Origin of the sequence: Paenibacillus peoriae (assembly GCF_022531965.1) — a bacterium.
Taxonomy (GTDB): Bacteria; Bacillota; Bacilli; order Paenibacillales; family Paenibacillaceae; genus Paenibacillus; species Paenibacillus polymyxa_D.
The window spans coordinates 3,948,998-3,974,279 of record NZ_CP092831.1 but is presented as its reverse complement, the minus strand read 5'-3'; the positions used below and the strand labels follow the sequence as shown (position 1 = coordinate 3,974,279).

Below are 25,282 nucleotides of genomic sequence, written 5' to 3'. Positions count from 1 at the left end.
CCCGGCAGAAGGATTTCGGAAAAGGAGATCACTGTAGGACACCTGAGCACTCGCTGGGATCGTGAATGTAGAATCGTTAGATGAAAGCCCCCGAATAAATAAAACCATCTAAAAAGGATGAAAAGAAAAAGTGATAAAATCTATTAGTATTGATGAATGGATTGGGACCACATTCAATGAAGAAATAGTTATGAATCCTACGTGGGCAGACACTTTAAGTTTTTTTAAAAAACTCGATGGAGATAAATTTACATTAGTTTTTTTTGAGGTATCAGATACAGATTCAGCATTGGTTGGAGGCGGACCGGAATATTTTATAGTGTCTATTACAATTGATGGTAATATATATACTCTTATGAACAATAAACAGGGAAACGGTGAAATTCATCTGGTTGCTGGTGGCCAGTTAGGCAATTATTGCGATAACATTTGTATAGAATTAATTCCTATGCTTGAAGTAATAAAGTATTTTTATGAAACTGGAAAACTACTCGAAACACATAAATGGAAACGAGAATAATAATTACTTAACTCGAAAAAAGTCAACGTTATTTAACATAGCATTCAACTCATCTGGCCGGGACAAGCCCGACCCTTAGCCCGGAAGATGCATTTCGGAAGGGCGGATTCAACGGAAACATTCAACCGGCTAAGTAGCAGAGCCACCCGGACTACGTGCCTTATCCATTGACGAAAGTAGATTTTAGAAGTGAATCCGTCATATAACGTTAAATTCAAGCAGTGGCTCCTAACGGAGCCTTGGTCTGTTGAAGGATCTCAAAGGGGCGTGAAGAAATTGAATTACATAAGAGAATTAAGAGAGTTAGTAGGTACCCGACCTATAATTATGGCAGGAGCATGTGTGATTCTCATAGATGATGAGGGACGATTACTATTGCAGCAAAGAACTGACAATGGTCTATGGGGATTACCAGGAGGTTCAATGGAGCCTGGTGAGAATATGAAGGAGGTTGCAAGCCGGGAACTTTTTGAAGAGGTAGGCTTAGAAGCCGAAGAGTTAGAATTACTTGATATATTTTCAGGCCCGGAACTCTACTATCGATATCCGCATGGAGATGAAGTATATAACGTAGTTGCAGCTTATATATGTAAAGAATACAGTGGAATAATTAAAGGTGATAAAGCTGAAGTACAAGATATACGATTTTTTGATTTAAACAAGATACCTAATCAAATAAGTCCTCCCGACCTACCGATAATAACAAGATTTTTAAATGAAGTAAGATCATGAAAACATTTTTTTAGTAAATCAAGGATGTCCCCGACATCACCTAACAAAGGGCTGTTTGAACTTCGGGAATTCCCTACATTATGTGAAATCAACGAAATTATTTAAGAGGTAAACATGGGTGTGACCACTAGGCGCTTTTTCTTACTTCACGAGCAAGTTGCAATAAAATGAACATGAAGTAGACGGAGCTGAGTGTCTACTTCATGTTCGCCTAAATTTTTGCAAATTGAATTACAGGTGGATCAATGGATTTTTGGAGGTTCAGAATTCATCGTATCGTTAAGCTGAGTCACAAAAACACCTTCGTTCGGGCCAGGGTTATTTCGAAACATTTTCGCTTCTTCCACCAGAACTTCGTCTGTATCCGTGCCAAGTATCTTTATTGTTGCATCAATGAATGAATCAAGTGGAATCGCACGCGGTTCATCGTTGTTGCTTTGAACCCATGGGGGTACAATTTCTATTACTTTTACCGATGTGTCTTTAAGCATGTACCTTTGGGACAGCGTATAGGTATGAAGTGCTGCCTTTGTCGCGGAGTATACAGCAGTTGTCGCTAATGGTACAAATCCAAGTATCGAAGTCGTGTTGATGACAACGGCTTCTTCTTTGGACTTCAAATGCTCGATGAATGCAGAAATCAACCGAATGGGACCTAGAAAGTTTGTCGTGACAGTCGAAATCAAAACATCCTCATCGATCACGCCCGCCGCGTCATCGGACTGTATGATGCCGGCGTTGTTAATCAAGACATTAACATCCGGGTATTCTTTGATTAACCGCTTGGCGGCCGCCTTTATGCTGGCAGGGTCTTGTACATTCAATTCCACTGCGGACATGCCGGGATTCGCTTTGATCGTCTCCTCCAGACGCTCTTTACGTCGACCGGCGATAATAACTTTGTTTCCAAGATTGTGGAGAGCTTCTGCTAACGCACGTCCAATTCCCGAACCGCCGCCTGTAATAAAAATCGTGTTTCCTGTAAGTTTCAATTTTTAAACCCTCCTAATTCAATGTGATTTAAATCATTCCAAAGATTGTAAAACAATAGATTTCATGATTACAGCTCCACTAAAATTGAACATATGTTGAATCATCAACATAAATTTTATAAAGTGAATGTATCAGAGCGGTATATGGGGTTCAATGGTTAAAACAAGCGTGGTTGTTGATTTTTCAACAGAGGACTTCGAAGTGTTCATTTTTTCGGATAGCACAAAGGGGAGAAGGATATGGACAGGCGTATTCAAAAATCGAGGCAAGCCATTATTGATGCTTTTATGAGGCTGATGTCAGAAAAGGAATTCGAGAGAATTACGATCAATCAAATTGCTGAGGAAGCGAATGTCAATCGCGGAACGGTTTATTTGCATTTTGCTGATAAGTACGATCTGCGCGATCAATGCATGGAAGCTCAAATTAAAGAGTTACTACGCAATTGTATGTCTGAAGATAACTTCTTTCATCTCCCTTCCAAAACCGCACTACTGCGTACGTTTGAATATTTGGAGCAGCATGCTTCATTCTACTCAATAATGCTGACGAACAAGGGAAGTACGGTTTTTCGAAACCAAATAGAGACAATGTTCCGGCAAAGTCTGTGCGAGCATCTGGATTCGATCAACCTCGATCAGGATATGAACAGGGACATTACGGTGCAATTTTTAATTTCAGCGGCAGTGGGGGTATTGGAATGGTGGATTACCCGTTCAATGCCATATCCGGCATCGGTCATGGTCGAACAATTTTGGAATTTGCTGAACCGTGGTGTCGAGGGACACGAACAATAGTGGTTCAAATGATAGAAATAGAAATAACAGAAGAAGAGTCACTAAAAGCTCAAAAAAGTGAAAGAGATGCAGATGAACTAATAATCAAATTACAAAATAAAAAAAGACCATATAAGAAAATTCGCTGATAAAAAAATTGCAGATTGATTTTGAATGCATAATGAAGAAGTTCGGTAACTTCTGATAACATAATATTCAAGCATCGAATCCTTACGGAGCCTTGACCTGCTGGTATAGAGTTTGGGGGGGGCAATTTAGCAGACAACCCTGGAAAAAATAAAAAGATAATGGAGGTATGTTTGGTGCTGACATTAGAAAAAGCTAGAAAAAATGATGCGCAAAGACTTGCTGAAATACAAAAGGCCAGTTTTGAGGATGAATCAAAGCATTTTAATAATAACGAAACCGTTGGGCCCATAGGATATGACTCCATAAGTTGGCAAGAAGAGATGATGCAAAATTGCGAATATTTCAAGGTGCTCTTTAATGGAGAAATAATCGGGGGAGCTATGATATTTGTAGAATGTAATCAAGTGCATAATCTAGGAAGGATCTTTATTGATCCAAATTTTAAAAATCTAGGAATCGGAACGAAGGTGATGGAGAAAATTGAAAATAAATTTCCGGACAGCACTAAATGGTGGCTGGATACTCCTAGCTGGAGTGTGAAGAATCATCACTTCTATTCAAAGTGTGGGTTTACTAAGGTTAGAGAAGAAGGTGACTTATACATTTTTAAAAAGACTTTATAAACTTATGTAATGTACAAACGTTATGAGACATCAGTGCTGAGTGTTACAAAGAAGATATTCGATGAAAAGAGTGAAAGGGAGGATTACAATGCAGATTGATTTTGCGATTGAATCAGATTATGAGTACATCTTGTTAAGAGACAAGCACATACATAAGACACTTATAAGACCAAAAATAAAAGAAAATGAAATCCTAATAATCAGAGAATCCAATCAAGAAATAGGTTGGATGAGATACGGATTTTTTTGGGACAACACACCATTTATGAATATGATATGGATAGATGAGGAGTATAGAGGAACAGGTATTGGTAAAAAAGTTGTCCACTATTGGGAGGAATTAATGAAACAAAAAGGTTTTGAAATGGTTATGACCTCAACACTTTCGAATGAAGAAGCTCAACATTTTTATAGGAAGCTTGGATATAGAGATGCTGGATGTTTAATGTTTGAGAATGAACCTCTGGAAATAATACTGACAAAGGTTTTAAACAAAAATTGACGTTGAGGAAATCAATGTAAAAAGCATTTTAAGAAGAGAGTGCTAATAATATGTGGTGTATTTCTTCCAATATAGAACTAAAAAAGGAATTGACTTTAGACTACAGAGATTTTTCTAATAGAGTAATCTAGAATAGACGAGACCAAATAATATTAAACAAGGATTGAAGAATATATTAAATAAGAACTAGAGGTATCACATAACATCGTTTTCCTGAAAGTGAAAGTCAGGTAGACAATCCTGCGAGGCTAAGAACCGAAGCTAGCCGGTCGCTACGCTTCTTTAAGCTTCTCGGGTTCAGGAACACAAGAAAGCTATTAGACATAATTGCTGATAAAGTAATGTTGAGGTGAATGATGAAAGTATTTCAAAAAAAAGCAATCCCAATCATTGTTAGACATTATCAATTCATTTGCATTGTTGACGAGAAACCTTATGAGGTATTGTTTAGAGCTTATTCAAGGAAGTATAAAACTTCTTTTATTGAAATTTCTTTCGACTGGAAAGAATGTTATTACATTAACTTATATAGACCTTTAATAAAATCCATATTAATTGAATATTGTATAAAGCTTGCTTGGATATATGATAAACCGAAGCAAATTCTAAGAATAAAGGACAGTAGAAAAATTGTTCAAGAACTATCATTAAGGGATTATGATTACAAATAAATGTTGGCATTTTCATGCGAAGCAATTTTGTCTACGATTAAGAGAATTGCTTATAGATATTTTATTGAGAATTATAAACAGCTCGAAGGCGAGGATGATAAAGGGCTGATTTTGTAAGTGAATCGAAGAAGTTATGTTTCGTTAGCTCCTATGGAACCTTGGTCTGCGAGCTGGATATCGAAGAGGAATTTCAGCAGACAACCCCTGATAGGGTTCATGAATATAGAAGCGTTAGAGAAAATCACCATATAAACCAAGTTGAAAAGTGGGGAGCATAGTATGGCGAACACCATTTCATTACCAAAACAATTAAATGATGTAGTTGAACCCATAGGTATGTCAAATGGATTAACATCAGTCTTTATTGAAGTTCTAGCTATTAGTGGATCAGTACTAGCTAAAACGAATCGAGAAAAAGAATTAATTATTTGGCTAGCACAAAGGGATCAGTCTGTAGTTGGAATAGGAACAGTTGGTTTTGATATTGATGAAATGCCTTGGACTATAGACTCCTTTGAAAGCGAGAAAGATTTTATACTAGATACTATTTCAAATGCAGCAGATGGCTTAGGGTGGGAGAAATTAAGCTATAAACCACGGCAAGATTGGGTTGTTAATTGTTTGAATCAATTTGGCTTAATGATTAAAGCATTCAATAAAGAAGATTTTGACATGAATAATTATACAGAATGGTCAGAAATTGAAGAGGGGGATGATAACCCTACAATTCCAAGAGGTTATCCCAAATGCGAAAAACATGATATCTATTTAAATTGTCATGGATGTATACTTTGCAATAATGGAAGCTGAATTAAGGACTGTAGGTATTTCATAGAAGATGATGGCAATCATATAACATAATATTCAAGCTTCGGGTCATGCAGTGCCCTTGGTCTGCAGAGGGATTTCGAAGAGGCTGGAGCAGATAGACAATCCCTGAGGGAGTTCATGAATACAGAAACGTTGGGCGAAATATTGTGATCATACAATGAAGTTCGGGGAGAGCGATGAGGATTTTCTTGAAAAAAGCAGATGAAAATAAACTTGATGTACTGTCAGTAGATATGGAAATTGACATAAGAAAAGAATACAAAAATATTACAAGACATTCTGGGCGAATGGTCCATGTTATTGATTGGAGGATAGCTTTATATATAAACGGAAATAAGTTGCACGAAGATGAAGTGTTTGTAGAAGACGAATTTTTAAAATCATTAATTTGTCCAGGAAAGTATCCTATGTTCACTTGTACTTGCGGTATATTTGGTTGTGGGGGATACTATGTTGAAGTCAGTCATGAGGATGATAGATTGTTTTGGTTAACTGAGCAATCGCCTTTTAAGGAACAATTCGTTAAGACTTCTAATAAATTTGCTTTCTCTTGGAACCAAATAATCTATTTTTTGGAAGAATTAATACATAAATTTAATGATCTAAAGAGCATAATGATTACGCATGGCTTAAATTTTCAATATGATGTAGAAAGATATAGAGAAATAATTAAAGAGATAAAAGAGCGAGCAGATCAGAATAAAAATTAAAGAAAATTCAAAGATGTTACAATGCTTCGCCTAACAATTTATTCTATGCTAAGGGCCGAGGCAAGTCGACCATCGGTCCAAGAAGCATCAGGCGATGAAGTGACTGTCGGGACAGCCCTGAACTGATTAACCGCATCACGCCAGACATTCGGTCTTTAAGCCAGTGAGGGTTTGTGAATACATCAACGTTATGTGAAATCTATGTAAGATAATCAACAAGGAGAGAAACCAATGACAACGATAAATACTCTACAAACTAAACTTTCCAGCCGATATGATGAATTTGACCCAGAACGAGATGAAAATAAGAACACAAAATTTGCAGATTTAATTATTGATGGAAAATCACTTTACCAAATGCTCAAGAAACACGATCTGGTTCCATCCTTAGGATGGGGAAGCGAAGATCACCAAAAAGAAATGATTCAATACTTTTTGCTAAAGAAACCACATGAGTATATGTACTATATATTTCCAATATTGGTATGTCCCTGGTGTGGAGATGAAGAGTGTGGTTATATCTCAGTGAAAATTGACAGGGAAGAAGAAATTGTAATATGGAAGGATTTCAAGTTGGAGCATGAGAACAAACCAATAAATATAGGTCCCTTTTATTTTGAATGGGCAAACTATGAAAGAGTCATTAATGATACTTTTGGAATAATAGAAAAACAATAATGCACACTGCTTCGAAGAAGCAAAGACATCACTTAACATCATATTCAAGTAGCAGCTCCTACGGTGCCTTAGTCTGCGAGATAGATTTCGAGAAGGCATTTCAGCAGACAACCCCTGACGGAGCTCAAGAATACAAGCGTTATAGAAAAGGGACGCAAACCATAAAAAGAAGGTGTTTAAGTTGTTTGGTTTATTTAAGAAGAAAATAATATTTGAAGATCAACTAAACAAACTTTCTGAATTGGGCATCTTCATGAGTGCAGATTTAAAAAAAGAATTACTTTTGGAAGAATTTTCGAGAAATGAATATGAAGAAGATCCCTACAACTTGCTACTACTTACTTTAGGTGGAGAAGTTGAAGTGAATGGTGAATTTATAAATGTATCTGAGGAAATTTGGTATTTAGATACTGAATGTATTGAGGACCATGGAGACTATGCAAGAATAATAATACGATTAGAGAATATGACAAAACTTAATTTAAATAATATAACGGATTACGTAGATATTCAGAATGGTACTGCATGGGTCTCTTTTGAATATATTAATGAACTTATCAGATGGGAAATGAAAGTATATGATGATTGGTTGGATATGGAGATATTCAAGAAATTTAACGAACTAATAAAGACTGAACAATCCATGAAATTGTATATTTCAATTTTAGATCAAGGTTGCCTAATGGGCTATTTTAATAAAGAACAAGTAATTGAAATAAATAAATTAACAAAATATAAATTTGAAGAATATCAGTGAAATATGAATAAAAAGGAGCCAAAACAAATGAGTGAATTGACTTCAGGAAGCTTATCACTATTGAAATATAAAGAAGCACTTCTTGAGCATGATCCTATATACGCGGAGGATTTAAATGACAAATGGTTTGTTTTCATAACCAAAGATACAGAAGAAAGTGAAGAAATTCCAGAAAGTTTATTTCAAATTTCAGAAAAAATCCCAGTGTTATATTTTTATAATTTTGAAGATCACTGTTGGGGATACCGGGTAGTTTACAATTCACAAGAGATAGCAAGTCTTCATATATCATATGTGTTATTAGATACTTCAATTATTAAGCTTGCTGAAGAAAGATATCCAGAGGAAGATCACATTGAATTTTTATATGTCGACCCTAGAGGGGACAAAATCAGAACTGAATTAATTGAAGAAGTTCTGAGATCTAATGAATACAATGAGAAAATAGCAAAACAGTTTACAAATTGCAATCTAAAAACATTTAGATTTTTTGAACTAGATAATGAGCGAATAAAACAATTAGACGATATTTTGAATAATAATTACTATATACAACTGGAATCTAAGCATCAGTTAGTAGAAGAGTTTAAAGAATTATTAAACATTGAGGAAATGAGTTGGATACGAGCAGATAGAATGAATGAAGATTAGAAGCTAATAGATGGTGAGGGCTCGGAGATACAAGAACGTTAGATGAAATGCGGAGTGTTAGGAGGTTTGCATGAATTACGATGAAGTAATGAATGAAGTATTCTTTAAAGATGGAAGTCTAAGGGATATTTATGTATTGGATACAGACATCCAAGTATGGGCTTTAATTTTTGATTATTTGGAAAGTGATAGAATTAATTATCGAGTGACTATAGATGGGCTAATAACTAAAATTAGGGATATTGCTGAGTTGTTAAGAATTAAAAAAGAAGCAAGTATTGGAATAACTATTGAATATAGTGAAATTGATATTTGTGGATATTTTTATGAAGGAAGCGTTATTGAATTTGATGTTTCACCAATACAGATAAATTCAGAGAAAAAAAAGATGTACTCATGAACTTCCTAAAAGACCTAAGTCGAAAACTAAACAAAACGATAATTATAACTCCAGAAATGACTATGGAAGAATTATTAGTTCAAGTAGAGCCCTGAAGGGAAGTTGAATTGAGTAACTTAAAGAAACGGGAGAATCCATCGGATGGTTGTTGTTCAGGAATAAAAGACGAGCTTCCAGCAACCAATAGAGAAATCATGTATGGTATCTCAAAAGATTATAGAAGTAGAGGATATACGACTCAAGCGGTTCAGGGAGTAATACAGTATTAATTTGAAAATACGGGATTAAAGAATTAAACGCAATTGCATTACTTGAGAATGCAGCATCAAATAAATTATTCAAAAAAGTAATTTTAAGTTTGTAGGAGAGATAGAAATAGATGCTGAAAGATATAATTATTATAGAATTCATAAAAAAGATTTTCAGAAGGCAACCCCTTTGGGGTTCATGAATACAAATACGTTATTCTAACTAACTCAAATTTGAAAAGAGGAGTCGGAAACCATGAATGAGAGGTCGCGGTTACTAGAGGAGTTCAAGGAATGGATACGTTTTGTTTCTGAGATTCGTGAAATGGATTGGAAAATAAAGATTGCTGAAGATAAATGGTCAGTTCACGATATCGTAAGTCATATATTACTGTGGGATAAATACTTTTATGAAGTAGCCATAAATCCGATATTAAACGATGCGCCTTTGACATTAACACATATGGATTTTGAACAATTTAATCAGGATGCTGTTGAATATGGAAAAACAAAAACGAAAGAAGAATTAATTAAAATGACTATTCAGTACCGTAACATGATATTGGAGAGTATAGAGAGTTTTGAAGACGACAAGTTTACTAAAGAATATGCTGACGGGAAGTTTACTGTAATATCATATTTAAGAGATTTTATCTGGCATGATCAACATCATATCAGACAGATTGATGAGCTTAAAAGAAGAGCAATGTGAGTATATAGGCGGGTGAATAATATGGGGGATTATTGGAACAAAAGATTTACTGAAGAAGGAATGATTTGGGGTTGTGAACCAAGTCAAACTGTAACCCAAGCTATAGATTTGTTCAAAAAAAATAATGTACATGATATTTTGGTTCCTGGTGCTGGATATGGAAGAAATACGAAGGCGTTCTCTTCTTATTTTCAGGTTGATGGAATTGAGATATCTAGTTCAGCTATAAATCTAGCAAAAGAATGGGATTTAAAAACGAATTTTATTCAAGAATCGGTATTAGAGTTTACTACAAGCCAAAGGTATGATGGAATATATTGTTATGATTTATTACATTTATTTTTGTTAGAAGACCGAAAAAAACTGATACAGAATTGCGTGAAGCATTTGAAGGAATTGGGAGTAATGTATTTCACATGTTTTTCTGATCGTGATTCTAATAATGGTGTAGGTAGGAAAGTTGAGGAAGGAACATATGAATACAAGGAAGGGAAATATGCTCACTTCTTTACTGAAAAAGATTTAAAAGAACATTTTAATGATTTGAATATATTAGAAATGGGTTTCATGAGAGAAACTCTGATATATGTAGAGAAACAACAGAAAGAATATGAATTAAGATATATAGTTGTTCAAAATATTGGATAGCTATTTCGAGGAAGTAATTCAACAGACATGTCCCATCGCTTAGCTACCGCAAGTGGCAGCTGGACTGTTAATCTTAAAGCGCTGGGACATCGTGAATAAAGAAACGTTACATGTATTTGGAACTGAAGGGAATAAAAAATGAGAATGCAAGATAAACCGATAGTAAGTATTATAGGCTTGGGATTATTTAGTCTGACACTAGTGGTGCACATTTGTTTTAGATCAATAAGAACAATGGATGTAGGAATGTGGATATTATTGTCTCTAGTAAATGCCGTATTTTTAGTATTTACATTGCTATGGGGAGTATTAGGCGCAGTAGAATTCTCAAGATTAATGAGTTGGAGAGAGAAAATAAAGAAAAGAGAAGTGAACGAAGAAGTAGATTTACATAAATACAAGAAAAAAATTAAAATATATCTATGTATAAACGTAATTTATTTATTACTAGTTATATGTCAACTCGGCTATGTTATTTATAGATGGGATGAGGTGAACGTATAGTGCATAGAGCAATGCGATGCTATTCGAAGGCGAAATAAGTTCCAGTTAACAACGTATTTTTGTACCGGCTATCATCTCAATCTGGTAGAAGAATTTCGGGAGATGTGGAACCAGTCAGAAACTTACGCCAAATCGTCAGGACGTAGAAAAAAATCAGCTTTGGAATTCTATATAAGGTCGCTTCACTCGGCTCAAGTTGATTTTTTATGTACTTTTTAACAAAGCAAATAAACTGCCATGAGCCAAATCGCTTAAGGCAGTTTATTTGTCTTTTGAACCTGTATATCCGTTGAAACTTTTTATTCCTCTCCGGTCGCCACCGGATTCTCCTCATAGCTGATCCAGTCGCTCCAGCTTCCCGGATATAAACGGACCTTACTAAATCCAGCTTCATTCAGGGCCAGTACATTGGGACAGGCGGATACGCCAGAACCACAATACACGATAATTTCTGCGTTTGGATCAAGATCGGCAAAGTGCTGCTGCAATTGTTCCGCATTTTTAAAGCTGCCTTTTTCGTCCAAGACCTCTTTCCAGAAGAAATTCACTGCACCGGGGATATGTCCCGCTGCTTGATCAATGGGCTCCTCCAGCCCCAGGTAGCGAGGCCGCTCTCTGGAGTCGATTAATATAGGTGAAAAACCGATATAGGAGCCAACAGGAACAGAATCTTCGGATACACGGTGCACCTCTTGCATACTTGTGAGCATTTGTGGCTGTACATTTGGTGTGAATGTACTTGGAATGCGAATCGGCTGGTCTGCCGTAACGGGGAACTTCGCTTCCTTCCAAGCGCTGTAGCCTTCTTCCAGCACATATACCTGCTCATGTCCGAGATAGCGCAGGAGCCACCAGAAGCGGGAAGCCATCATACCGCCTTGGTCATCATAAGCGACGATGCGTGAAGCGGAGTTGATCCCGGCACGACTCAGACGTGCGGCAAGTGTATCCACATCAGGTAATGGATGGCGACCACCATGCTCGCCAAGAGGAGCGGTAAGGTCTTCTTCCAAATCGAAGTGAACCGCCCCAGGAATATGGTCTTCATTAAATTGAGTCCGTCCAGCCCCGGCTTGTCCGAGCAGGGAACGGCAGTCGGCAATGATCATGTCCGGCTCATACAATCGGGCCAGCAGCCAGCGTTTGGATACGATGGATTTCATAGAGAATTCCGCCTTCCTTTTTTTAGAAGTGAATTTAATTCATTGAGTATGGTTTATGAAAATGGGGTAAATAAGTTAAGAGCTGGTCTTCAGGGGGTGCTCAGTGTCGGGCAACTCACTTTGATGGACAACTTTCTTTTTAAAATCCGTTCCGTATCGGATAAAAATCCATACCCCGAACAGGATGAAAAAGCCTGCACCAAATTGTAAAGTAGACAACCTTTCCCCGAGCAGCACCCAAGCTAGCAAGGAAGAAATAACGGGCTCGCCGAGTACCGCCATCGACACCGCAGTTGCGTTAATGTATTTGAGCAGCCAGTTAAATAGGTAATGTCCGAACAGCGTAGGTACAATGGCTAACAGCAGGAACAGTCCCCATTCCCGTGGAGCGTATCCGGTAAAAGGAATGGCATTGACCACATTATACAGCGCAAGTGATGTGGCTGCGATGGCAAAAACCCAAAAATTATACACAAACGCGCTCAAATGCTCGCGCAGATGCTTGCCCATCAGCATATGGATGGACACGGCTACCATACCCAAGAAGGACAGTGCGTCCCCGAGCAGGGCTTGTCCAGAGACATGGAAGTCTCCAGCTCCGATGGCCAGCGAGCCGATAAAAGCCATACCCATCCCGATGAGCATAGCGCGATTCGTGCCCGTCCGGAAAAACAAAAATGAACCGAGCATGACAAGGATCGGCTCCAATGTCATAATAACGGTAGAGCTTGCAACGGTGGTCAGTCGCAGTGAGCCCATCCAGAGCAAGAAATGCAGCCCCAGCGCAATACCGGACCAGAGGATCAGCATCCACTGCTTGCGGGTCAGGCTAAACAGCTCAGTGCGGTACTTCCAGACCAAAGGCAGCATGATCAGATTGGTTAGGTACAAACGGTACATAGCGATGACGGACACCTCGGCTTCAGACCATCTTACGAAGATCGAGGAGAACGAAATAGCGATAATACCTATGATGTACAATAATTCAAAGGAAAACGACGGTTTGTGTGCTTGATTCACGTGGCAGCTCCATCCGTATGGGGGAAAATAAATACGTCTATGTTCCTTCCAAGCGGTATCTCGAAAATTAGGTTAATACAGCCCATTATACCGTACCTAACATTCCCGTGGTATTAGGATTTTGCAAAATCCTGAGAATATAATAAACGGGAGCAGGAGGTAGGATTTTGGATTTTAAGTGAGATGCTGCGTAGAACTTTTGCTGCACAAGCTCGTCTATCATAGTGGAGGTGGATTTTATGAAAAAACAAAACACAATTTCAATCATACTACTGACTGTAGTGGCAGTGCTGGCTCTGTCAGCCTGTGGAACGAAATCGCAAACCAATAACACCGCACCTCAAGGGTCAGACCAACCGCAAACGCAACAGCAGCCGCAAGTTAAACCGGAGACAATCGCTGAGTCGGAGGTTAAAAAAGGCACAGGTGTATACAATGGAGCTGCTGACCCGCATACGGTAGAGATTGGAACCAATGGCGAAGCCCAATCCTTCCAATTGGGGGACGGACTGGACACGGTAATAGCTGGACTTAAGGAAGGCGATACAGTAGCGTTTGAATACACCGAAAAAGCAGTAGAGGGCGACGCGACGGCGAAGCAACTGACTTTAACGAAAATACAAAAAACAGAGGCTGCAACAGATGGCAATCAAAACGGAAGAGCTGGTCAAGCAGTAGGCGGAGAACGCACAAAGACTCAAACTTTTGATCTCACCCTTGAGGGAAAAAAGGAAAAGCAGACTGCGACATTAGCAAAAGGAGAGGGATATTCGCTGTATGTGTTTGATCCGATGTCCCTGTTTCCTGATCAAAACCGTGTTGCCTTGGCTGTAGATGATAACTATTATGCTGAAATTACGAAGCTACCCTCCGATTTTAATCTGGACGAACTTCAAAAAGAAGGCGAAAAGGATCTAGCTTCCATCGGTAAGGTGCAAAAGCTGGACAAAGCAGCCATACCTGAAGCGTTATCCAGTAGCCGTCTGTTCTTACAAGCGAGCAGTTCGAAGATGACACAGCAATATATAGTTGTAGAAAATAAAACAGGCGGTTTCATCGTGAAAGTGAACATTCCACAAGGTGAACCTGCTGAAGGATTCCAATCCTACATTTATACATCGCTGGAGAGCCTGCAAGCTAATAAATAACCCTACTTTGATGCGGGATGATCGGCGGCTTACAATCATGAATTTAAGGCAGTCATGCCGCTGAAAATGGTTATTTTAAGGGCTAGGTTAGAGCTATAAGGGTCTAATCTATAATTGCGAGACCTGCACTTTTGTGCTATAAAGGATGAGAGAATAAGATCATTCCGGCTTGCGAAGTCGTATGAAGCGATGAAGGAGTTGTTAGATTTACTATGTCCATCGAAATGAATACACAAGAAGTCATCAACGTGATTAAAAACAGCAAGAAAAAGACGCCTGTTAAAGTATATGTAAAAGGAGCTTTGGCTTCCGCATCATTTGGCGAGAATGTTCAAGCTTTTATTTCTGGAGACAGTGGTGTTGTATTTGGTGATTGGGCTGATATCAAGCCGGTACTGGATAGCGCAAACGCTAAAGAAGAAGATTATGTGGTGGAAAATGATCGCCGTAACTCCGCTGTTCCAATGTTGGATCTGAAAGGCATTAATGCACGCATTGAGCCAGGCGCATATATCCGTGATATGGTTGGCATCGGTAACAACGCAGTCATCATGATGGGTGCAGTGATTAACATCGGTGTCACCATTGGTGAAGGCACGATGATTGATATGAATGCTGTGCTGGGCGGTCGTGTTAAAGTAGGAAACATGTGCCACATCGGTGCAGGCGTTGTCCTGGCGGGTGTCATTGAGCCACCGTCCGCACAGCCTGTTATCGTAGAAGACGAAGTATTGATCGGTGCGAACTCGGTTGTACTGGAAGGCGTACGCATTGGTAAAGGTGCAGTTGTTGCAGCCGGAGCGGTCGTAACTGAAGATGTGCCTGAATACTCCGTAGTGGCGGGTACACCTGCACGTGTGATCAAACAGGTCGACGATAAGACCAAATCTAAAACTGAGATTTTGAAAGAACTGCGCGTTCTGTAAGAATGCAGAAGTTTTTTATGTACCAAAGGTGAACGATTCCTTGTCAGAAGCATGATGCACTGACAGCATAACTTAGGGACGAAGCACAACGGACAAGGCTCGGCGGCTGCGCCGGGCTTTTGTCCTTTTGTTCTTTTGCCCGATAAGAGCTGATGAGCTATAAAGAGGAGGCGTGGCAGCAATGAGTACGGTCGACTATCGTTCTTTTGTCCAAATACGAAGAGATTTACACCAAATTCCCGAACCGGGTTTTGAGGAGTACAAAACACAACAATATTTGCTGGATTATTTGGAAACGCTCCCTCAGGAGCGGTTGGAAATTCGTACATGGCGTACGGGCGTGTTAGTGTTCATTCATGGATCAGCTCCTGAACGCCGCTATGGATATCGTTGTGATATGGATGGTTTACCGATTGAAGAAGAGACAGGTTACGATTTCCGTTCGACCCATCCCGGCTATATGCATGCTTGTGGACACGATTTACATATGACGATTGGATTGGGAATTGTTACTCACTTTGCAAGCCATCCGATTAAGGATGATCTGGTTGTATTGTTTCAACCGGCTGAGGAAGGGCCGGGCGGAGCCTTGCCTATGCGGGACAGCACAGAGCTGGCAGACTGGATACCCGATGAAATTGTCGCGCTGCATGTTGCACCTGAATATCCTGTCGGTACCATTGCGACTCGCCCGGGCATCCTATTTGCCAATACGTCGGAGCTTTTCATCGACCTGAAGGGTACGGGCGGGCATGCTGCGTATCCACACAAGGCGAATGATATGGTAGTGGCTGCTTGCCAACTGGTGGGACAATTACAAACGGTTGTAGCCCGTAATGTGAATCCACTCGATGCAGCAGTCATTACTGTGGGTAAGGTTAGCGGAGGCACGAAGCAAAATATTATCGCAGAAACCGCCCGGTTGGAGGGTACGATCCGAACGTTGTCTGCCGATACGATGGCGCTGGTTAAATCGCGGATCGAAGCGCTGGTGCGCGGTGTGGAAGCTGGGTTTGAATGCCATGCCGAGATTCATTATGGCTCCAATTATTTGCAAGTGTACAATGAAGCTCAGGTGACCGAGGAATTTATGAACTGGGTCAGTAACCGGCAGGATGTGCAGCTTATTGAATGCGGAGAAGCGATGACCGGAGAAGACTTCGGGTATTTTCTGGAGCGAATTCCCGGTCTGATGTTCTGGCTTGGCGTTGATACGCCTTATGGTTTGCATCATGCGAAGCTGGAGCCTGCGGAAGAAGCGATTGGTGTAGCCATTCGTGTGCTGACAGACTATTTTACATGGAAGTCTCAAGGGTAAATGAGGCGCCCTGAATAATTATGTTTAATAAAATGGAATGAAGTCGAATTTTTGAAGGAGGGTGTTATGGGAGAGCAAACCATCATCCGATTTGAACGGGTGACCAAGCAATATGACAACGATCCCCCAGTGCTGGCGGACGTCAGCTTTGAAATTGAGCGTGGTAAATTTTATACACTGCTGGGGCCTTCCGGCTGTGGTAAAACGACGATTCTGCGTATGATTGCAGGTTTTGCGGAGCCGACAGAAGGCTCTATTTATTTAAATGGAAAACTCATTAATCGTGTTCCAGCCAATGAGCGGCAGGTCAATACGGTTTTTCAAGATTATGCGCTATTTCCGCATCTGAATGTGTTTGAAAATGTAGCCTTTGGTCTGCGAATCAAAAAGATGAATAAAAAGGACATCCAAGAGAAGGTGACACAGGCGTTGTCCTTTGTCAATCTGGAAGGCTACGGCGAGCGGGAAATTTCTGAGATGTCCGGAGGACAGCGTCAGCGTGTTGCCATCGCACGGGCTATCGTTAATGAGCCTGACGTTCTCTTGTTGGATGAACCGTTGTCTGCATTGGATTTAAAGCTGCGTACTGAAATGCAGTACATTTTGCGCGAAATGCAGCAGCGCCTTGGAATTACCTTTATTTTCGTTACGCATGATCAGGAGGAAGCACTGGCCATGTCGGACGAAATTTTTGTCATGAACAAAGGTAAGATTGAGCAGAGTGGTACGCCTAATGATATTTATGATGAGCCGATCAATCGGTTTGTTGCTGATTTCATCGGCGAATCCAATATTGTCCCAGGACGGATGATTGCGGATTACCAAGTGGAATTTAACGGCCGACAGTTTGAATGTGTCGACGGAGGCTTACGTCCGAACGAGCCCATTGAAATCGTGATCCGACCGGAGGATCTGGAGATTACGAGTGTTGTTGAAGGCAAGCTGCGTGTAAAAGTGGATACCCAATTGTTCCGTGGTGTTCACTATGAAATAAGCTGCTATGATGATTCGGGACAGGAATGGCTCGTGCATTCTACCAAAAAGGCGGAGCTGGGCAGTGAAATCGGTCTGCGATTTGACCCGGAAGCGATCCATGTGATGCGGTTCGGGGAAACAGAGGAAGAATTTGATCGGCGTCTGGAAGCCTATGAAGAGGTGGATCAGCATGTCCGGTAATACAAGAGCAGCGTATCTGCTGCCTTATTATTTATGGATTGTGCTGTTTGTGGCGGCTCCGGTTGTACTTGTGTTTTACTATTCACTATTTGATGTGGATGGTCATCTCACATTCAACAACTATGCTCAGTTTCTGACACCTGTTTATTTGAGCATGACGCTTAGCTCGTTTTGGTATGCATTTCTGATCACTGTATTTTCACTGTTAGTTGCTTACCCGGCAGCCTATTTACTCACACGCACCAAGCATAAGCAGCTGTGGCTGTTGCTCATTATTTTGCCGACCTGGATTAACCTGTTACTCAAAACGTATGCTTTTATTGGGATTTTCGGAACCTATGGTCCGGTGAATGCGGTGTTAGGTATGGTTGGGTTGGGAGGTCAGCAATTATTGTTTACCAGCTCCAGCTTTGTGTTTGTGTCGGTTTATATTTTTGTGCCTTTTATGATTTTGCCCATCTATAACGCGTTGGAAGGGTTAAACCCTTCATTGCTGGACGCAGCCCGTGATTTGGGAGCCTCCAAGTGGACTGCGTTTCGCAGGGTTATTTTTCCGTTAACGCTTGCGGGTGTGCGATCTGGTTGCATGGCTGTGTTTATTCCAGCGTTGTCGCTGTTTATGATTACCCGCCTGATTGCAGGTAACCGTGTGATTACACTGGGGACGGCGATAGAGCAGCATTTTCTGGTTACTCAGGATTGGGGTATGGGCTCTACGGTTGCCGTGTTCCTGATTTTGGCGATGGGGATCATTATGCTGCTCACCTCGGGAACGAAACGGAGGGTGCGGCATGGTAAATAAAAACCGATTCGGAAATATTTATTTGGTGATTGTTTTTCTCGTTTTGTACGCGCCTATTTTGTATTTGATGTACTATTCCTTCAATAGCGGCGGGACGATGCATGAGTTTGAGGGTTTTACACTCCAGTATTACAAAGAGGTGTTTGCAGACACTCGCTTGATCATTATTGTCATTAACACCTTGGTGATTGCTTTGCTGTCATCTGCGTTGGCTACGATTATTGGCATTATGGGTGCGCTGGCTATCCATCAGATGCAGAACCGTCGAGTCAAAAATACGCTGCTGTCGCTCAATAATGTATTGATCGTGAACCCGGACGTCATTATCGGCGCTTCCTTCCTTATTTTGTTCACGATGGTCGGGATTAAGCTGGGTTTCTACTCCGTTTTATTGTCCCATATTGCGTTTAGTGTGCCGATTGCGGTCATTATGATTTTGCCGCGGCTTCAGGAAATGAGTCCATCCCTGGTGGATGCTGCGCGTGATTTGGGTGCCAGCCGGCTGGATGTACTGACCAAGGTGATTTTGCCCTTTATCAAGCCAGGGATTTATGCGGGCTTTTTTATGGCGTTAACGTACTCGCTGGATGATTTTGCGGTGACCTTTTTTGTGACAGGCAGTGGCTATTCGACTTTATCGGTGGAAATATACTCACGTGCCCGGCAAGGGGTTTCCTTGTCCATCAATGCGCTGTCCACGCTCATTTTCCTATTTACTGTGTTGTTGGTAGTGGGCTACTACTTTATTATGCGCAAGGCGAATCGCAATGGTAAAAAAGAGCCTGCGGCAGAAATGGGGGTGCCTAGATGAAGTCACTTGTGCGCGTGTTTCTGTCGATTTTCATCATCTCGTTTGGGCTGATGGGAGTGGCGGCATGGCTGAATTCCAGTCAAGGCTACTCCGGTGGCAACACACTGACGGTGTACAACTGGGGAGACTACATTGACCCTGAGTTGTTGGAACGGTTTCAGAAGGAGACGGGGATTACTGTCATTTATCAGACCTTTGATTCCAATGAGGCGATGCTGACGAAAATCGAGCAGGGAGGAACTTCGTTTGATGTAGCGGTTCCCTCGGAATATGCTTTGGCTAAAATGAAGCAGGAGCACTTGTTGCTCCCGTTGGACCATAGCAAGCTGCCGAATTTGAAGCATGTAGATTCACATTATCTAAACCTTTCGTTTGATCCGAATAACCAATATTCGGTTCCGTATTTTTGGGGTACAGTCGGGATTGTGTTTAACCCGGAGCTGACGAAAGGCATTGATTTTCATAGCTGGGATGGCCTGTGGGACCCGAAGTTACGTAATAACCTGTTGCTGGTTGATGGAGCTAGGGAGATTATGGGCATGTCGCTGAACAGTCTCCACTACTCCTTGAATGATACGAATGAGGCACATTTGCAGCAGGCTTTGACGAAGTTGGAGAAATTAGCGCCCAATGTCAAAGCGGTTGTTGGTGACGAGATTAAAATGCTGCTGGCAAACGAGGAAGCTGCTGCCGGGGTTGTATGGTCCGGTGATGCGTCTGAAATCATGGATGAGAACGATAAGCTCGATTACATCGTGCCGGATGAAGGTTCCAACCTGTGGTTTGATAATATAGTTATTCCAAAAACCGCTACCCATGTGGATGCGGCCCATAAGTTCATCAATTTCATGATGCAGCCCGATGTAGCCGCTCAAAATGCCGAATTTGTAGGATACTCCACGCCAAACAAGGATGCAAAGAAATTGCTGCCTAAAGATATCTCTGGCGACGAGCGTTTTTACCCTCCGTCCGACATTACAGATAAGCTGGAAGTGTACGACAATCTGGGCAAGCGCATGCTCGCTCATTACAACGAATTGTTCCTGCAATTCAAAATGCATTTAAAGTAGGGGAGTGGCGTGAGGATTCAGGTTTGCGCTTTAGAGGTCGCTGCGGAGGCGGATGGTGCTTACCATCGCTGTTAAATTCCGATTTTTATGATTACCGCATAAAGGTGGAAATCGGAATTTAAAGGCGACCGCTTCGCTTGTCCAGTACCATTCCGCCCCCTCCGCTGCACCGTGCTTAAAGCTAGTCACCCATGAATCCCTACGCCGATAGCGCGTGGGAGTAGTGGAAGAATAGGCCTCTGAGCCACCCGTAGGGGTGCCTCAGAGGCCTATTCTGTTTACTCACCGTGTAAAGCGGTGAGTATTCTTTTATCCTGCTGCTCCACACACACGTTAGAGAATTTTGGGACTTTAAGGTGGGCAGTGAGCGAAGCGGGTCATTTGAATCTGGAGAAGCGGCAGCGTTCGCTTTTGTGGCGGGATTCTTACCTATAAATGTTTTATCCAATTCAAGAATCCCCCAGCAACAGCGATCGGAAGATCAAATGGACTGCGTAGCGCCTCTAACCACCTTAACCCCTCACCATTCCTCTAACAAACTTCTCTATTTTATCCAATCCTTGCTCCAGCACATCCTGTCCGTAAGCATAGGACAAGCGAACGTATCCTTCGCCATAGGAAGAAAAGGCATCTCCAGGTACTACAGCCACTCCATGCTCTTCCAGCAGCTTCAAGGTAAAACCCATCGAGCTTAATCCAAAATGGGCGATGGAAGGGAAGAGATAAAAGGCTCCCTCAGGCTTCTCTAGTGGAATTCCCATATCAGTCAGTCTTCCGTGTACATAGTCGCGACGTCGGCGGTACTCCTCGCGCATCGGAAGTGCATCATCCACCCCGACGGTCAGGGCTTCGAGTGCTGCATATTGGCTAATTGAGCTAGCGCAGGTCACGTTGTACTGATGGACTTTGACCATGTGCTGTGTAATTACAGCGGGTGCAAGTGTAAAACCAATACGCCATCCCGTCATGGAATGTGATTTGGACAGACCGTTAATGACGATGGTGCGCTCCCGCATACCTGGAAGAGCTGCAATGGACACGTGGGGGGTATCGTAAATCAGTTCGCTGTATATTTCGTCCGAAATGATAAACAGATCGCGCTCCTTCAGTAAATCGGCGACCGCTTCCAGTTCTTCGCGGCTCATCACTCGCCCGGTCGGATTCGAAGGATATCCGAGAATGACTGCTTTTGTCCGTTCGGTCAGATAAGGCTCCAGCACCTCGGCTGTGAGCTTGAATCCGCTACTGCGGGTATCGGCAAACACAGGAATGCCGCCTGACAAACGGATCAATGGCTCGTACCCTGGGTAGATTGGCACGGGTAGAATGACTTCATCACCGGGTGACAAAATCGTGCGTAAGGTAATATCCAGCGCTTCACTGGCTCCGTTCGTTACGATAACCTCATCCTGTCCACGGTAATTTAGGCCGTATTTACGGGCTACAAACGCCGCTGCGGCTTCTCGTAATTCCGGCAGTCCCGGATTAGGTGTATAAGTGGTCCGGCCTTCATCAATCGCCCGATGGGCAGCTTCCATAATATGCGCAGGGGTAGGGAAATCCGGCTGTCCAATCGTTAAGGAGAGCGTTCCGGGTAATGCGGCAACTTTATTTGCGATTTTGCGGATGCCGCTGATTTGAATATTTTTGACCTGATCGTTAAGCAAATGCTCCATAGCGTGTGTGCCACCTTTTTCTGTATTAGAACAAGTTTACAATAATATGATCTGATTACGCTACGGCAAGAAGAATTCATTTTTACATAATTTAAGTACTAAATTGGCTAATTTGTGGTATCTTAAATATAGGATATGTTTGTAAGCGTAATCATGGCTAAATTGGGGAAGGGAACAGCTTCTAAATCCAAGAGTGGATGATCAAGTGGATCAGGATGAAAAAACATCTGAAGCCATTTTGTTGTACAAGCCTATTCTTGGTGTAAAGCAAGCTAAGGGACAAGGTAAGAGTTGTTAGTTTAATTGCAAATGTCAGATTGATTGACTTTGTGAGGTAGTTAAGTTATCTTTTGTGGAGAAGTCGTATGATAAAGTAGAATGAAGAGGTGAAGCATCGTGGGAGTAACAGCTAAACAAATTTTTGTGAATTTACCAGTTAAAAACCTACAGCACTCCATTGATTTTTTCACTACAATTGGATTTGAATTTAACGCTCAGTTCACTGATGAACATGCAACCTGCATGGTTGTTAGTGAGCATATTTTTGTCATGCTATTGGTTGAAGAACGTTTTAAAGCGTTCACTACAAAGGAAATTTCAGATGCCACGAAAAGCACAGAAGCGATTGTTGCTCTATCGGTGGAGAGCCGAGAAAAGGTGAACGAGATCGTTCGCAAGGCTTTGGAAGCAGGCGGCCAGCCCTCGAATGAACCTCAAGATCATGGTTTTATGTATGGATGGAGCTTTCAGGATTTGGATGGTCATTTGTGGGAGTTCTTTTATATGGCAGAGCAGTAATAGAAGTAAGGGTGATTAAGTAGTAAACAAAGTACCATGGAAAGTAAGCTATCCTAAAAAGATAGTTTACTTTCTTTATTGTATGTTATCGAACTCACCGGGAGGAATCACAATGTCTAACGAAGTGAGAGTTTACCCTGTTCAAGCTCTGAACGAAGCCCTGACAGATTCACTGAGTCGACTGTTAATCGACGTGGTTGCAGACGGTGCATCTATAGGTTTCTTACCTCCATTAGGTTATCAGGAAGCAGCAGCTTATTGGAATAATGTACTTGAGGATGGCGTAGTTCTGTGGATTGCCGAGAAGGACGAAGTACCTGTAGGGACGGTCCAGCTTCATTTGGCTCAAAAAGCTAACGCAATTCATCGTGCGGAAATTGCAAAGCTTATGGTACATCCGTCCGGGCGCAGGCTTGGGATCGCACGTCAGTTAATGAAGGCAGCGGAAGAAGAGGCACTAAGTCAGGGTAGAACGTTACTGGTGCTAGATACGCGGATGGGTGATCCCTCCAATGGACTATACGAGTCGATCGGGTTCGTGGAAGCTGGTGTTATTCCGGATTACGCTCAATCAGCCGATGGTCAACTGCATGCCACTCGATATTATTATAAGCCATTAAATCCGTATTCCAGTCATAGCGGAGCATTTGCCGAATAACCCTGGTATATACGGGTAATCATAACTTGTCATAGGATTACATAACCTTTTTCCGCGTTTATTCGACTGGTAAAGCACGGGAATCGGAACGTATAATGAAGAGGGGATCAGAAGAGGTCTTTTTATGTCAATTTGGCTGTACTGAATTGAAGAACGTAGCAAACACAGCGGAGGAATCAGAGAATATGAGGTTGGAGCATGATTTTTTAGGTACCAAGGAAGTACCATTAGATGCCTATTACGGTGTACAAACGCTGAGGGCAAAAGAAAATTTTCCAATTACAGGCCAACGACTGCACCCTGAGTTGATTAAAGCCATGGCGATCGTGAAAAAGGGAGCAGCGACGGTAAATATGGAACTAACCCGTTTACACCGCCCCAAAGCAGAGGCCATTATTCAGGCTGCTGATGAGATTATACAAGGACAGTTGCATGATCATTTCATCGTCGATCCCATTCAGGGCGGCGCAGGCACGTCCATTAATATGAATACAAATGAAGTGATTGCGAACCGCGCGTTGGAGCTGATTGGCAAGCAACGCGGAGATTATCAGGAGATCAGTCCTAATAATCATGTTAATATGGCGCAATCGACGAACGATGCTTTTCCTACAGCCGTACACTTGGCTGTATTAAGCATGATTGATAAACTGTTGGATACCATGAGTGAGCTTCAGGAGGCATTTTCCCGCAAGGCCAATGAGTTTGATAGTGTGATTAAGATGGGTAGAACCCACTTGCAGGATGCAGTGCCAATCCGATTAGGACAGGAGTTTCAGGCTTATGCGCGTGTGCTGGGTCGTGATATCGGACGCGTGCGTGCGACCAAACAGCACCTGTTAACGATTAATATGGGTGCAACTGCGGTGGGTACTGGCCTGAATGCAGACCGTCGTTATATTCAGCGTGTTGCAGAGGTACTGGCAGACGTCAGTGGCTTCCCTGTGGAAGCTGACGAAAATCTTGTAGATGCTACACAAAATACGGATGCTTATACCGAAGTGTCTGCCGCCTTGAAAATTTGTATGATGAATATGTCTAAGGTGGCAAATGACATCCGCTTAATGGCTTCCGGACCTCGTGCAGGTCTGGGAGAACTGAGTCTGCCTGCTCGTCAGCCAGGGTCATCCATTATGCCAGGTAAGGTAAATCCGGTGATGTGTGAGGTCATTAACCAAATTGCTTTTCAGGTCATTGGTAATGATCATACGATCTGCCTGGCTTCAGAGGCGGGTCAGCTGGAGCTGAACGTGATGGAGCCTGTGCTTGTCTACAATCTGCTGCAATCGCTGGAAATTATGAAGCAGGGCTTCCACGTTTTCCGTATACATTGTGTAGAAGGAATTGAAGCAAATGTGGAGCGGTGCCGTGAATATGTGGAGAACAGTGTAGGTATTATTACAGCACTCAATCCCCACCTTGGATATGAGGTAGTATCACGCATTGCCCGCGAAGCAATTACGACGGGGAAATCGGTGCGCGAGCTGTGCCTGCTGTATAATGTACTGACCGAGGAAGAGTTGGACATTATATTGGACCCGTACCAAATGACTCAGCCTGGTATTGCCGGAGAATCTTTGCTGAATCGCGAATAATGATGCGGAGTATGG

28 protein-coding genes are annotated in these 25,282 nt (G+C 41.8%); 24 read left to right on the top strand and 4 right to left on the bottom strand.

What is annotated here, in order from left to right:
• Positions 1-130 precede the first annotated feature (130 nt).
• Together MLD56_RS17615 and MLD56_RS17610 are read left to right on the top strand one after the other, a co-directional pair.
• A complete protein-coding gene (locus tag MLD56_RS17615) occupies positions 131-520 on the top strand; it encodes a hypothetical protein (RefSeq protein WP_029515454.1) in 390 nt (129 codons plus the stop codon).
• A gap of 276 nt (positions 521-796) precedes the next feature.
• Positions 797-1,252, top strand: a complete 456-nt coding sequence (locus tag MLD56_RS17610) for an NUDIX hydrolase (RefSeq protein WP_029515453.1) — start codon at positions 797-799, stop codon at positions 1,250-1,252.
• A gap of 242 nt (positions 1,253-1,494) precedes the next feature.
• Here the strand turns inward: MLD56_RS17610 and MLD56_RS17605 are convergent, their stop codons facing one another.
• Positions 1,495-2,244, bottom strand: a complete 750-nt coding sequence (locus MLD56_RS17605) for an SDR family oxidoreductase (RefSeq protein ID WP_029515452.1) — start codon at positions 2,242-2,244, stop codon at positions 1,495-1,497.
• 240 nt (positions 2,245-2,484) lie between these two features.
• On the opposite strand from MLD56_RS17605, the gene MLD56_RS17600 reads away from it, so the two are divergent.
• From MLD56_RS17600 to MLD56_RS17545, 12 genes are all read left to right on the top strand, one after another.
• Positions 2,485-3,042, top strand: coding sequence for a TetR/AcrR family transcriptional regulator (locus MLD56_RS17600; protein WP_029515451.1), 558 nt, complete (start codon positions 2,485-2,487; stop codon positions 3,040-3,042).
• 302 nt (positions 3,043-3,344) lie between these two features.
• Positions 3,345-3,794, top strand: a complete 450-nt coding sequence (locus MLD56_RS17595) for a GNAT family N-acetyltransferase (RefSeq protein WP_029515450.1) — start codon at positions 3,345-3,347, stop codon at positions 3,792-3,794.
• Between the two features lie 88 nt (positions 3,795-3,882).
• Positions 3,883-4,296, top strand: coding sequence for a GNAT family N-acetyltransferase (locus MLD56_RS17590; RefSeq protein WP_029515449.1), 414 nt, complete (start codon positions 3,883-3,885; stop codon positions 4,294-4,296).
• Positions 4,297-5,246: 950 nt separating this feature from the next.
• The gene (locus MLD56_RS17585; RefSeq protein ID WP_029515447.1) at positions 5,247-5,777 is read left to right on the top strand and encodes a hypothetical protein; all 531 of its coding nucleotides are present in this window, start codon (positions 5,247-5,249) and stop codon (positions 5,775-5,777) included.
• A gap of 209 nt (positions 5,778-5,986) precedes the next feature.
• On the top strand, positions 5,987-6,508 hold the full coding sequence (locus MLD56_RS17580; protein ID WP_230585175.1) for a hypothetical protein: 522 nt from the start codon (positions 5,987-5,989) through the stop codon (positions 6,506-6,508).
• Between the two features lie 231 nt (positions 6,509-6,739).
• Complete coding sequence (locus MLD56_RS17575; protein WP_029515445.1) at positions 6,740-7,186, top strand: hypothetical protein; 447 nt, start codon at positions 6,740-6,742, stop codon at positions 7,184-7,186.
• 172 nt (positions 7,187-7,358) lie between these two features.
• Complete coding sequence (locus MLD56_RS17570) at positions 7,359-7,943, top strand: hypothetical protein (RefSeq protein ID WP_230585176.1); 585 nt, start codon at positions 7,359-7,361, stop codon at positions 7,941-7,943.
• A gap of 27 nt (positions 7,944-7,970) precedes the next feature.
• Complete coding sequence (locus MLD56_RS17565) at positions 7,971-8,594, top strand: hypothetical protein (protein ID WP_029515443.1); 624 nt, start codon at positions 7,971-7,973, stop codon at positions 8,592-8,594.
• A 70-nt stretch (positions 8,595-8,664) separates the two neighbouring features.
• Positions 8,665-8,994 carry a protein export chaperone secb gene (locus tag MLD56_RS17560; protein WP_230585177.1) on the top strand — a complete coding sequence of 110 codons (330 nt, stop codon included), beginning with the start codon at positions 8,665-8,667 and terminating at the stop codon, positions 8,992-8,994.
• Positions 8,995-9,498: 504 nt separating this feature from the next.
• Complete coding sequence (locus tag MLD56_RS17555) at positions 9,499-9,954, top strand: DinB family protein (protein ID WP_029515442.1); 456 nt, start codon at positions 9,499-9,501, stop codon at positions 9,952-9,954.
• 21 nt (positions 9,955-9,975) lie between these two features.
• Complete coding sequence (locus MLD56_RS17550; protein WP_029515441.1) at positions 9,976-10,602, top strand: class I SAM-dependent methyltransferase; 627 nt, start codon at positions 9,976-9,978, stop codon at positions 10,600-10,602.
• A gap of 138 nt (positions 10,603-10,740) precedes the next feature.
• Positions 10,741-11,106: a hypothetical protein gene (locus MLD56_RS17545; RefSeq protein ID WP_029515440.1), complete on the top strand. Its 366-nt coding sequence runs from the start codon at positions 10,741-10,743 to the stop codon at positions 11,104-11,106.
• Between the two features lie 299 nt (positions 11,107-11,405).
• On the opposite strand, the gene MLD56_RS17540 is transcribed toward MLD56_RS17545, so the two are convergent.
• Positions 11,406-12,269, bottom strand: coding sequence for a sulfurtransferase (locus tag MLD56_RS17540; RefSeq protein ID WP_029515439.1), 864 nt, complete (start codon positions 12,267-12,269; stop codon positions 11,406-11,408).
• A gap of 75 nt (positions 12,270-12,344) precedes the next feature.
• Positions 12,345-13,289, bottom strand: a complete 945-nt coding sequence (locus tag MLD56_RS17535) for a DMT family transporter (RefSeq protein ID WP_029515438.1) — start codon at positions 13,287-13,289, stop codon at positions 12,345-12,347.
• A gap of 239 nt (positions 13,290-13,528) precedes the next feature.
• Here MLD56_RS17535 and MLD56_RS17530 point away from each other — a divergent pair, with 239 nt between their 5' ends.
• The 7 genes from MLD56_RS17530 (at position 13,529) to MLD56_RS17500 (ending at position 20,540) form a co-directional block, all read left to right on the top strand.
• Entirely contained in the window at positions 13,529-14,437 is a 909-nt protein-coding gene (locus tag MLD56_RS17530) for a hypothetical protein (protein ID WP_029515437.1), read from the top strand.
• Between the two features lie 212 nt (positions 14,438-14,649).
• The gene (gene dapD / locus MLD56_RS17525) at positions 14,650-15,363 is read left to right on the top strand and encodes a 2,3,4,5-tetrahydropyridine-2,6-dicarboxylate N-acetyltransferase (protein WP_029515436.1); all 714 of its coding nucleotides are present in this window, start codon (positions 14,650-14,652) and stop codon (positions 15,361-15,363) included.
• A gap of 181 nt (positions 15,364-15,544) precedes the next feature.
• A complete protein-coding gene (locus MLD56_RS17520) occupies positions 15,545-16,681 on the top strand; it encodes an N-acetyldiaminopimelate deacetylase (RefSeq protein ID WP_029515435.1) in 1,137 nt (378 codons plus the stop codon).
• Positions 16,682-16,747: 66 nt separating this feature from the next.
• The gene (locus MLD56_RS17515; protein ID WP_029515434.1) at positions 16,748-17,857 is read left to right on the top strand and encodes an ABC transporter ATP-binding protein; all 1,110 of its coding nucleotides are present in this window, start codon (positions 16,748-16,750) and stop codon (positions 17,855-17,857) included.
• Positions 17,847-18,659 carry an ABC transporter permease gene (locus MLD56_RS17510; protein WP_023989586.1) on the top strand — a complete coding sequence of 271 codons (813 nt, stop codon included), beginning with the start codon at positions 17,847-17,849 and terminating at the stop codon, positions 18,657-18,659. The genes MLD56_RS17515 and MLD56_RS17510 overlap by 11 nt, the downstream gene beginning before the upstream one ends.
• Positions 18,649-19,470 (top strand): ABC transporter permease, encoded by an 822-nt coding sequence (locus tag MLD56_RS17505; RefSeq protein ID WP_013372269.1) that lies wholly within the window; start codon positions 18,649-18,651, stop codon positions 19,468-19,470. The genes MLD56_RS17510 and MLD56_RS17505 overlap by 11 nt, the downstream gene beginning before the upstream one ends.
• Positions 19,467-20,540, top strand: coding sequence for an ABC transporter substrate-binding protein (locus tag MLD56_RS17500; protein WP_029515433.1), 1,074 nt, complete (start codon positions 19,467-19,469; stop codon positions 20,538-20,540). The genes MLD56_RS17505 and MLD56_RS17500 overlap by 4 nt, the downstream gene beginning before the upstream one ends.
• A 512-nt stretch (positions 20,541-21,052) precedes the next feature.
• On the opposite strand, the gene MLD56_RS17495 is transcribed toward MLD56_RS17500, so the two are convergent.
• On the bottom strand, positions 21,053-22,216 hold the full coding sequence (locus tag MLD56_RS17495; RefSeq protein ID WP_029515432.1) for an aminotransferase A: 1,164 nt from the start codon (positions 22,214-22,216) through the stop codon (positions 21,053-21,055).
• 396 nt (positions 22,217-22,612) lie between these two features.
• Between MLD56_RS17495 and MLD56_RS17490 the strand changes: the two genes are divergently transcribed.
• The 3 genes from MLD56_RS17490 (at position 22,613) to aspA (ending at position 25,267) form a co-directional block, all read left to right on the top strand.
• Positions 22,613-23,014 carry a VOC family protein gene (locus MLD56_RS17490; RefSeq protein ID WP_029515431.1) on the top strand — a complete coding sequence of 134 codons (402 nt, stop codon included), beginning with the start codon at positions 22,613-22,615 and terminating at the stop codon, positions 23,012-23,014.
• A 112-nt stretch (positions 23,015-23,126) separates the two neighbouring features.
• Positions 23,127-23,672 carry a GNAT family N-acetyltransferase gene (locus tag MLD56_RS17485; protein WP_029515430.1) on the top strand — a complete coding sequence of 182 codons (546 nt, stop codon included), beginning with the start codon at positions 23,127-23,129 and terminating at the stop codon, positions 23,670-23,672.
• Between the two features lie 185 nt (positions 23,673-23,857).
• The gene (aspA, locus tag MLD56_RS17480) at positions 23,858-25,267 is read left to right on the top strand and encodes an aspartate ammonia-lyase (protein WP_029515429.1); all 1,410 of its coding nucleotides are present in this window, start codon (positions 23,858-23,860) and stop codon (positions 25,265-25,267) included.
• Positions 25,268-25,282: the final 15 nt, after the last annotated feature.

Bases quoted from the DNA above. Each gene is read 5' to 3' on its own strand.
- MLD56_RS17600 (WP_029515451.1), top strand. From the start codon at position 2,485: ATGGACAGGCGTATTCAAAAATCGAGGCAAGCCATTATTGATGCTTTT.
- MLD56_RS17590 (WP_029515449.1), top strand. From the start codon at position 3,883: ATGCAGATTGATTTTGCGATTGAATCAGATTATGAGTACATCTTGTTA.
- MLD56_RS17585 (WP_029515447.1), top strand. From the start codon at position 5,247: ATGGCGAACACCATTTCATTACCAAAACAATTAAATGATGTAGTTGAA.
- MLD56_RS17575 (WP_029515445.1), top strand. From the start codon at position 6,740: ATGACAACGATAAATACTCTACAAACTAAACTTTCCAGCCGATATGAT.
- MLD56_RS17565 (WP_029515443.1), top strand. From the start codon at position 7,971: ATGAGTGAATTGACTTCAGGAAGCTTATCACTATTGAAATATAAAGAA.
- MLD56_RS17560 (WP_230585177.1), top strand. From the start codon at position 8,665: ATGAATTACGATGAAGTAATGAATGAAGTATTCTTTAAAGATGGAAGT.
- MLD56_RS17555 (WP_029515442.1), top strand. From the start codon at position 9,499: ATGAATGAGAGGTCGCGGTTACTAGAGGAGTTCAAGGAATGGATACGT.
- MLD56_RS17550 (WP_029515441.1), top strand. From the start codon at position 9,976: ATGGGGGATTATTGGAACAAAAGATTTACTGAAGAAGGAATGATTTGG.
- MLD56_RS17545 (WP_029515440.1), top strand. From the start codon at position 10,741: ATGAGAATGCAAGATAAACCGATAGTAAGTATTATAGGCTTGGGATTA.
- MLD56_RS17540 (WP_029515439.1), bottom strand. From the start codon at position 12,269: ATGAAATCCATCGTATCCAAACGCTGGCTGCTGGCCCGATTGTATGAG.
- MLD56_RS17530 (WP_029515437.1), top strand. From the start codon at position 13,529: ATGAAAAAACAAAACACAATTTCAATCATACTACTGACTGTAGTGGCA.
- dapD (WP_029515436.1), top strand. From the start codon at position 14,650: ATGTCCATCGAAATGAATACACAAGAAGTCATCAACGTGATTAAAAAC.
- MLD56_RS17520 (WP_029515435.1), top strand. From the start codon at position 15,545: ATGAGTACGGTCGACTATCGTTCTTTTGTCCAAATACGAAGAGATTTA.
- MLD56_RS17515 (WP_029515434.1), top strand. From the start codon at position 16,748: ATGGGAGAGCAAACCATCATCCGATTTGAACGGGTGACCAAGCAATAT.
- MLD56_RS17510 (WP_023989586.1), top strand. From the start codon at position 17,847: ATGTCCGGTAATACAAGAGCAGCGTATCTGCTGCCTTATTATTTATGG.
- MLD56_RS17505 (WP_013372269.1), top strand. From the start codon at position 18,649: ATGGTAAATAAAAACCGATTCGGAAATATTTATTTGGTGATTGTTTTT.
- MLD56_RS17500 (WP_029515433.1), top strand. From the start codon at position 19,467: ATGAAGTCACTTGTGCGCGTGTTTCTGTCGATTTTCATCATCTCGTTT.
- MLD56_RS17495 (WP_029515432.1), bottom strand. From the start codon at position 22,216: ATGGAGCATTTGCTTAACGATCAGGTCAAAAATATTCAAATCAGCGGC.
- MLD56_RS17485 (WP_029515430.1), top strand. From the start codon at position 23,127: ATGTCTAACGAAGTGAGAGTTTACCCTGTTCAAGCTCTGAACGAAGCC.
- aspA (WP_029515429.1), top strand. From the start codon at position 23,858: ATGAGGTTGGAGCATGATTTTTTAGGTACCAAGGAAGTACCATTAGAT.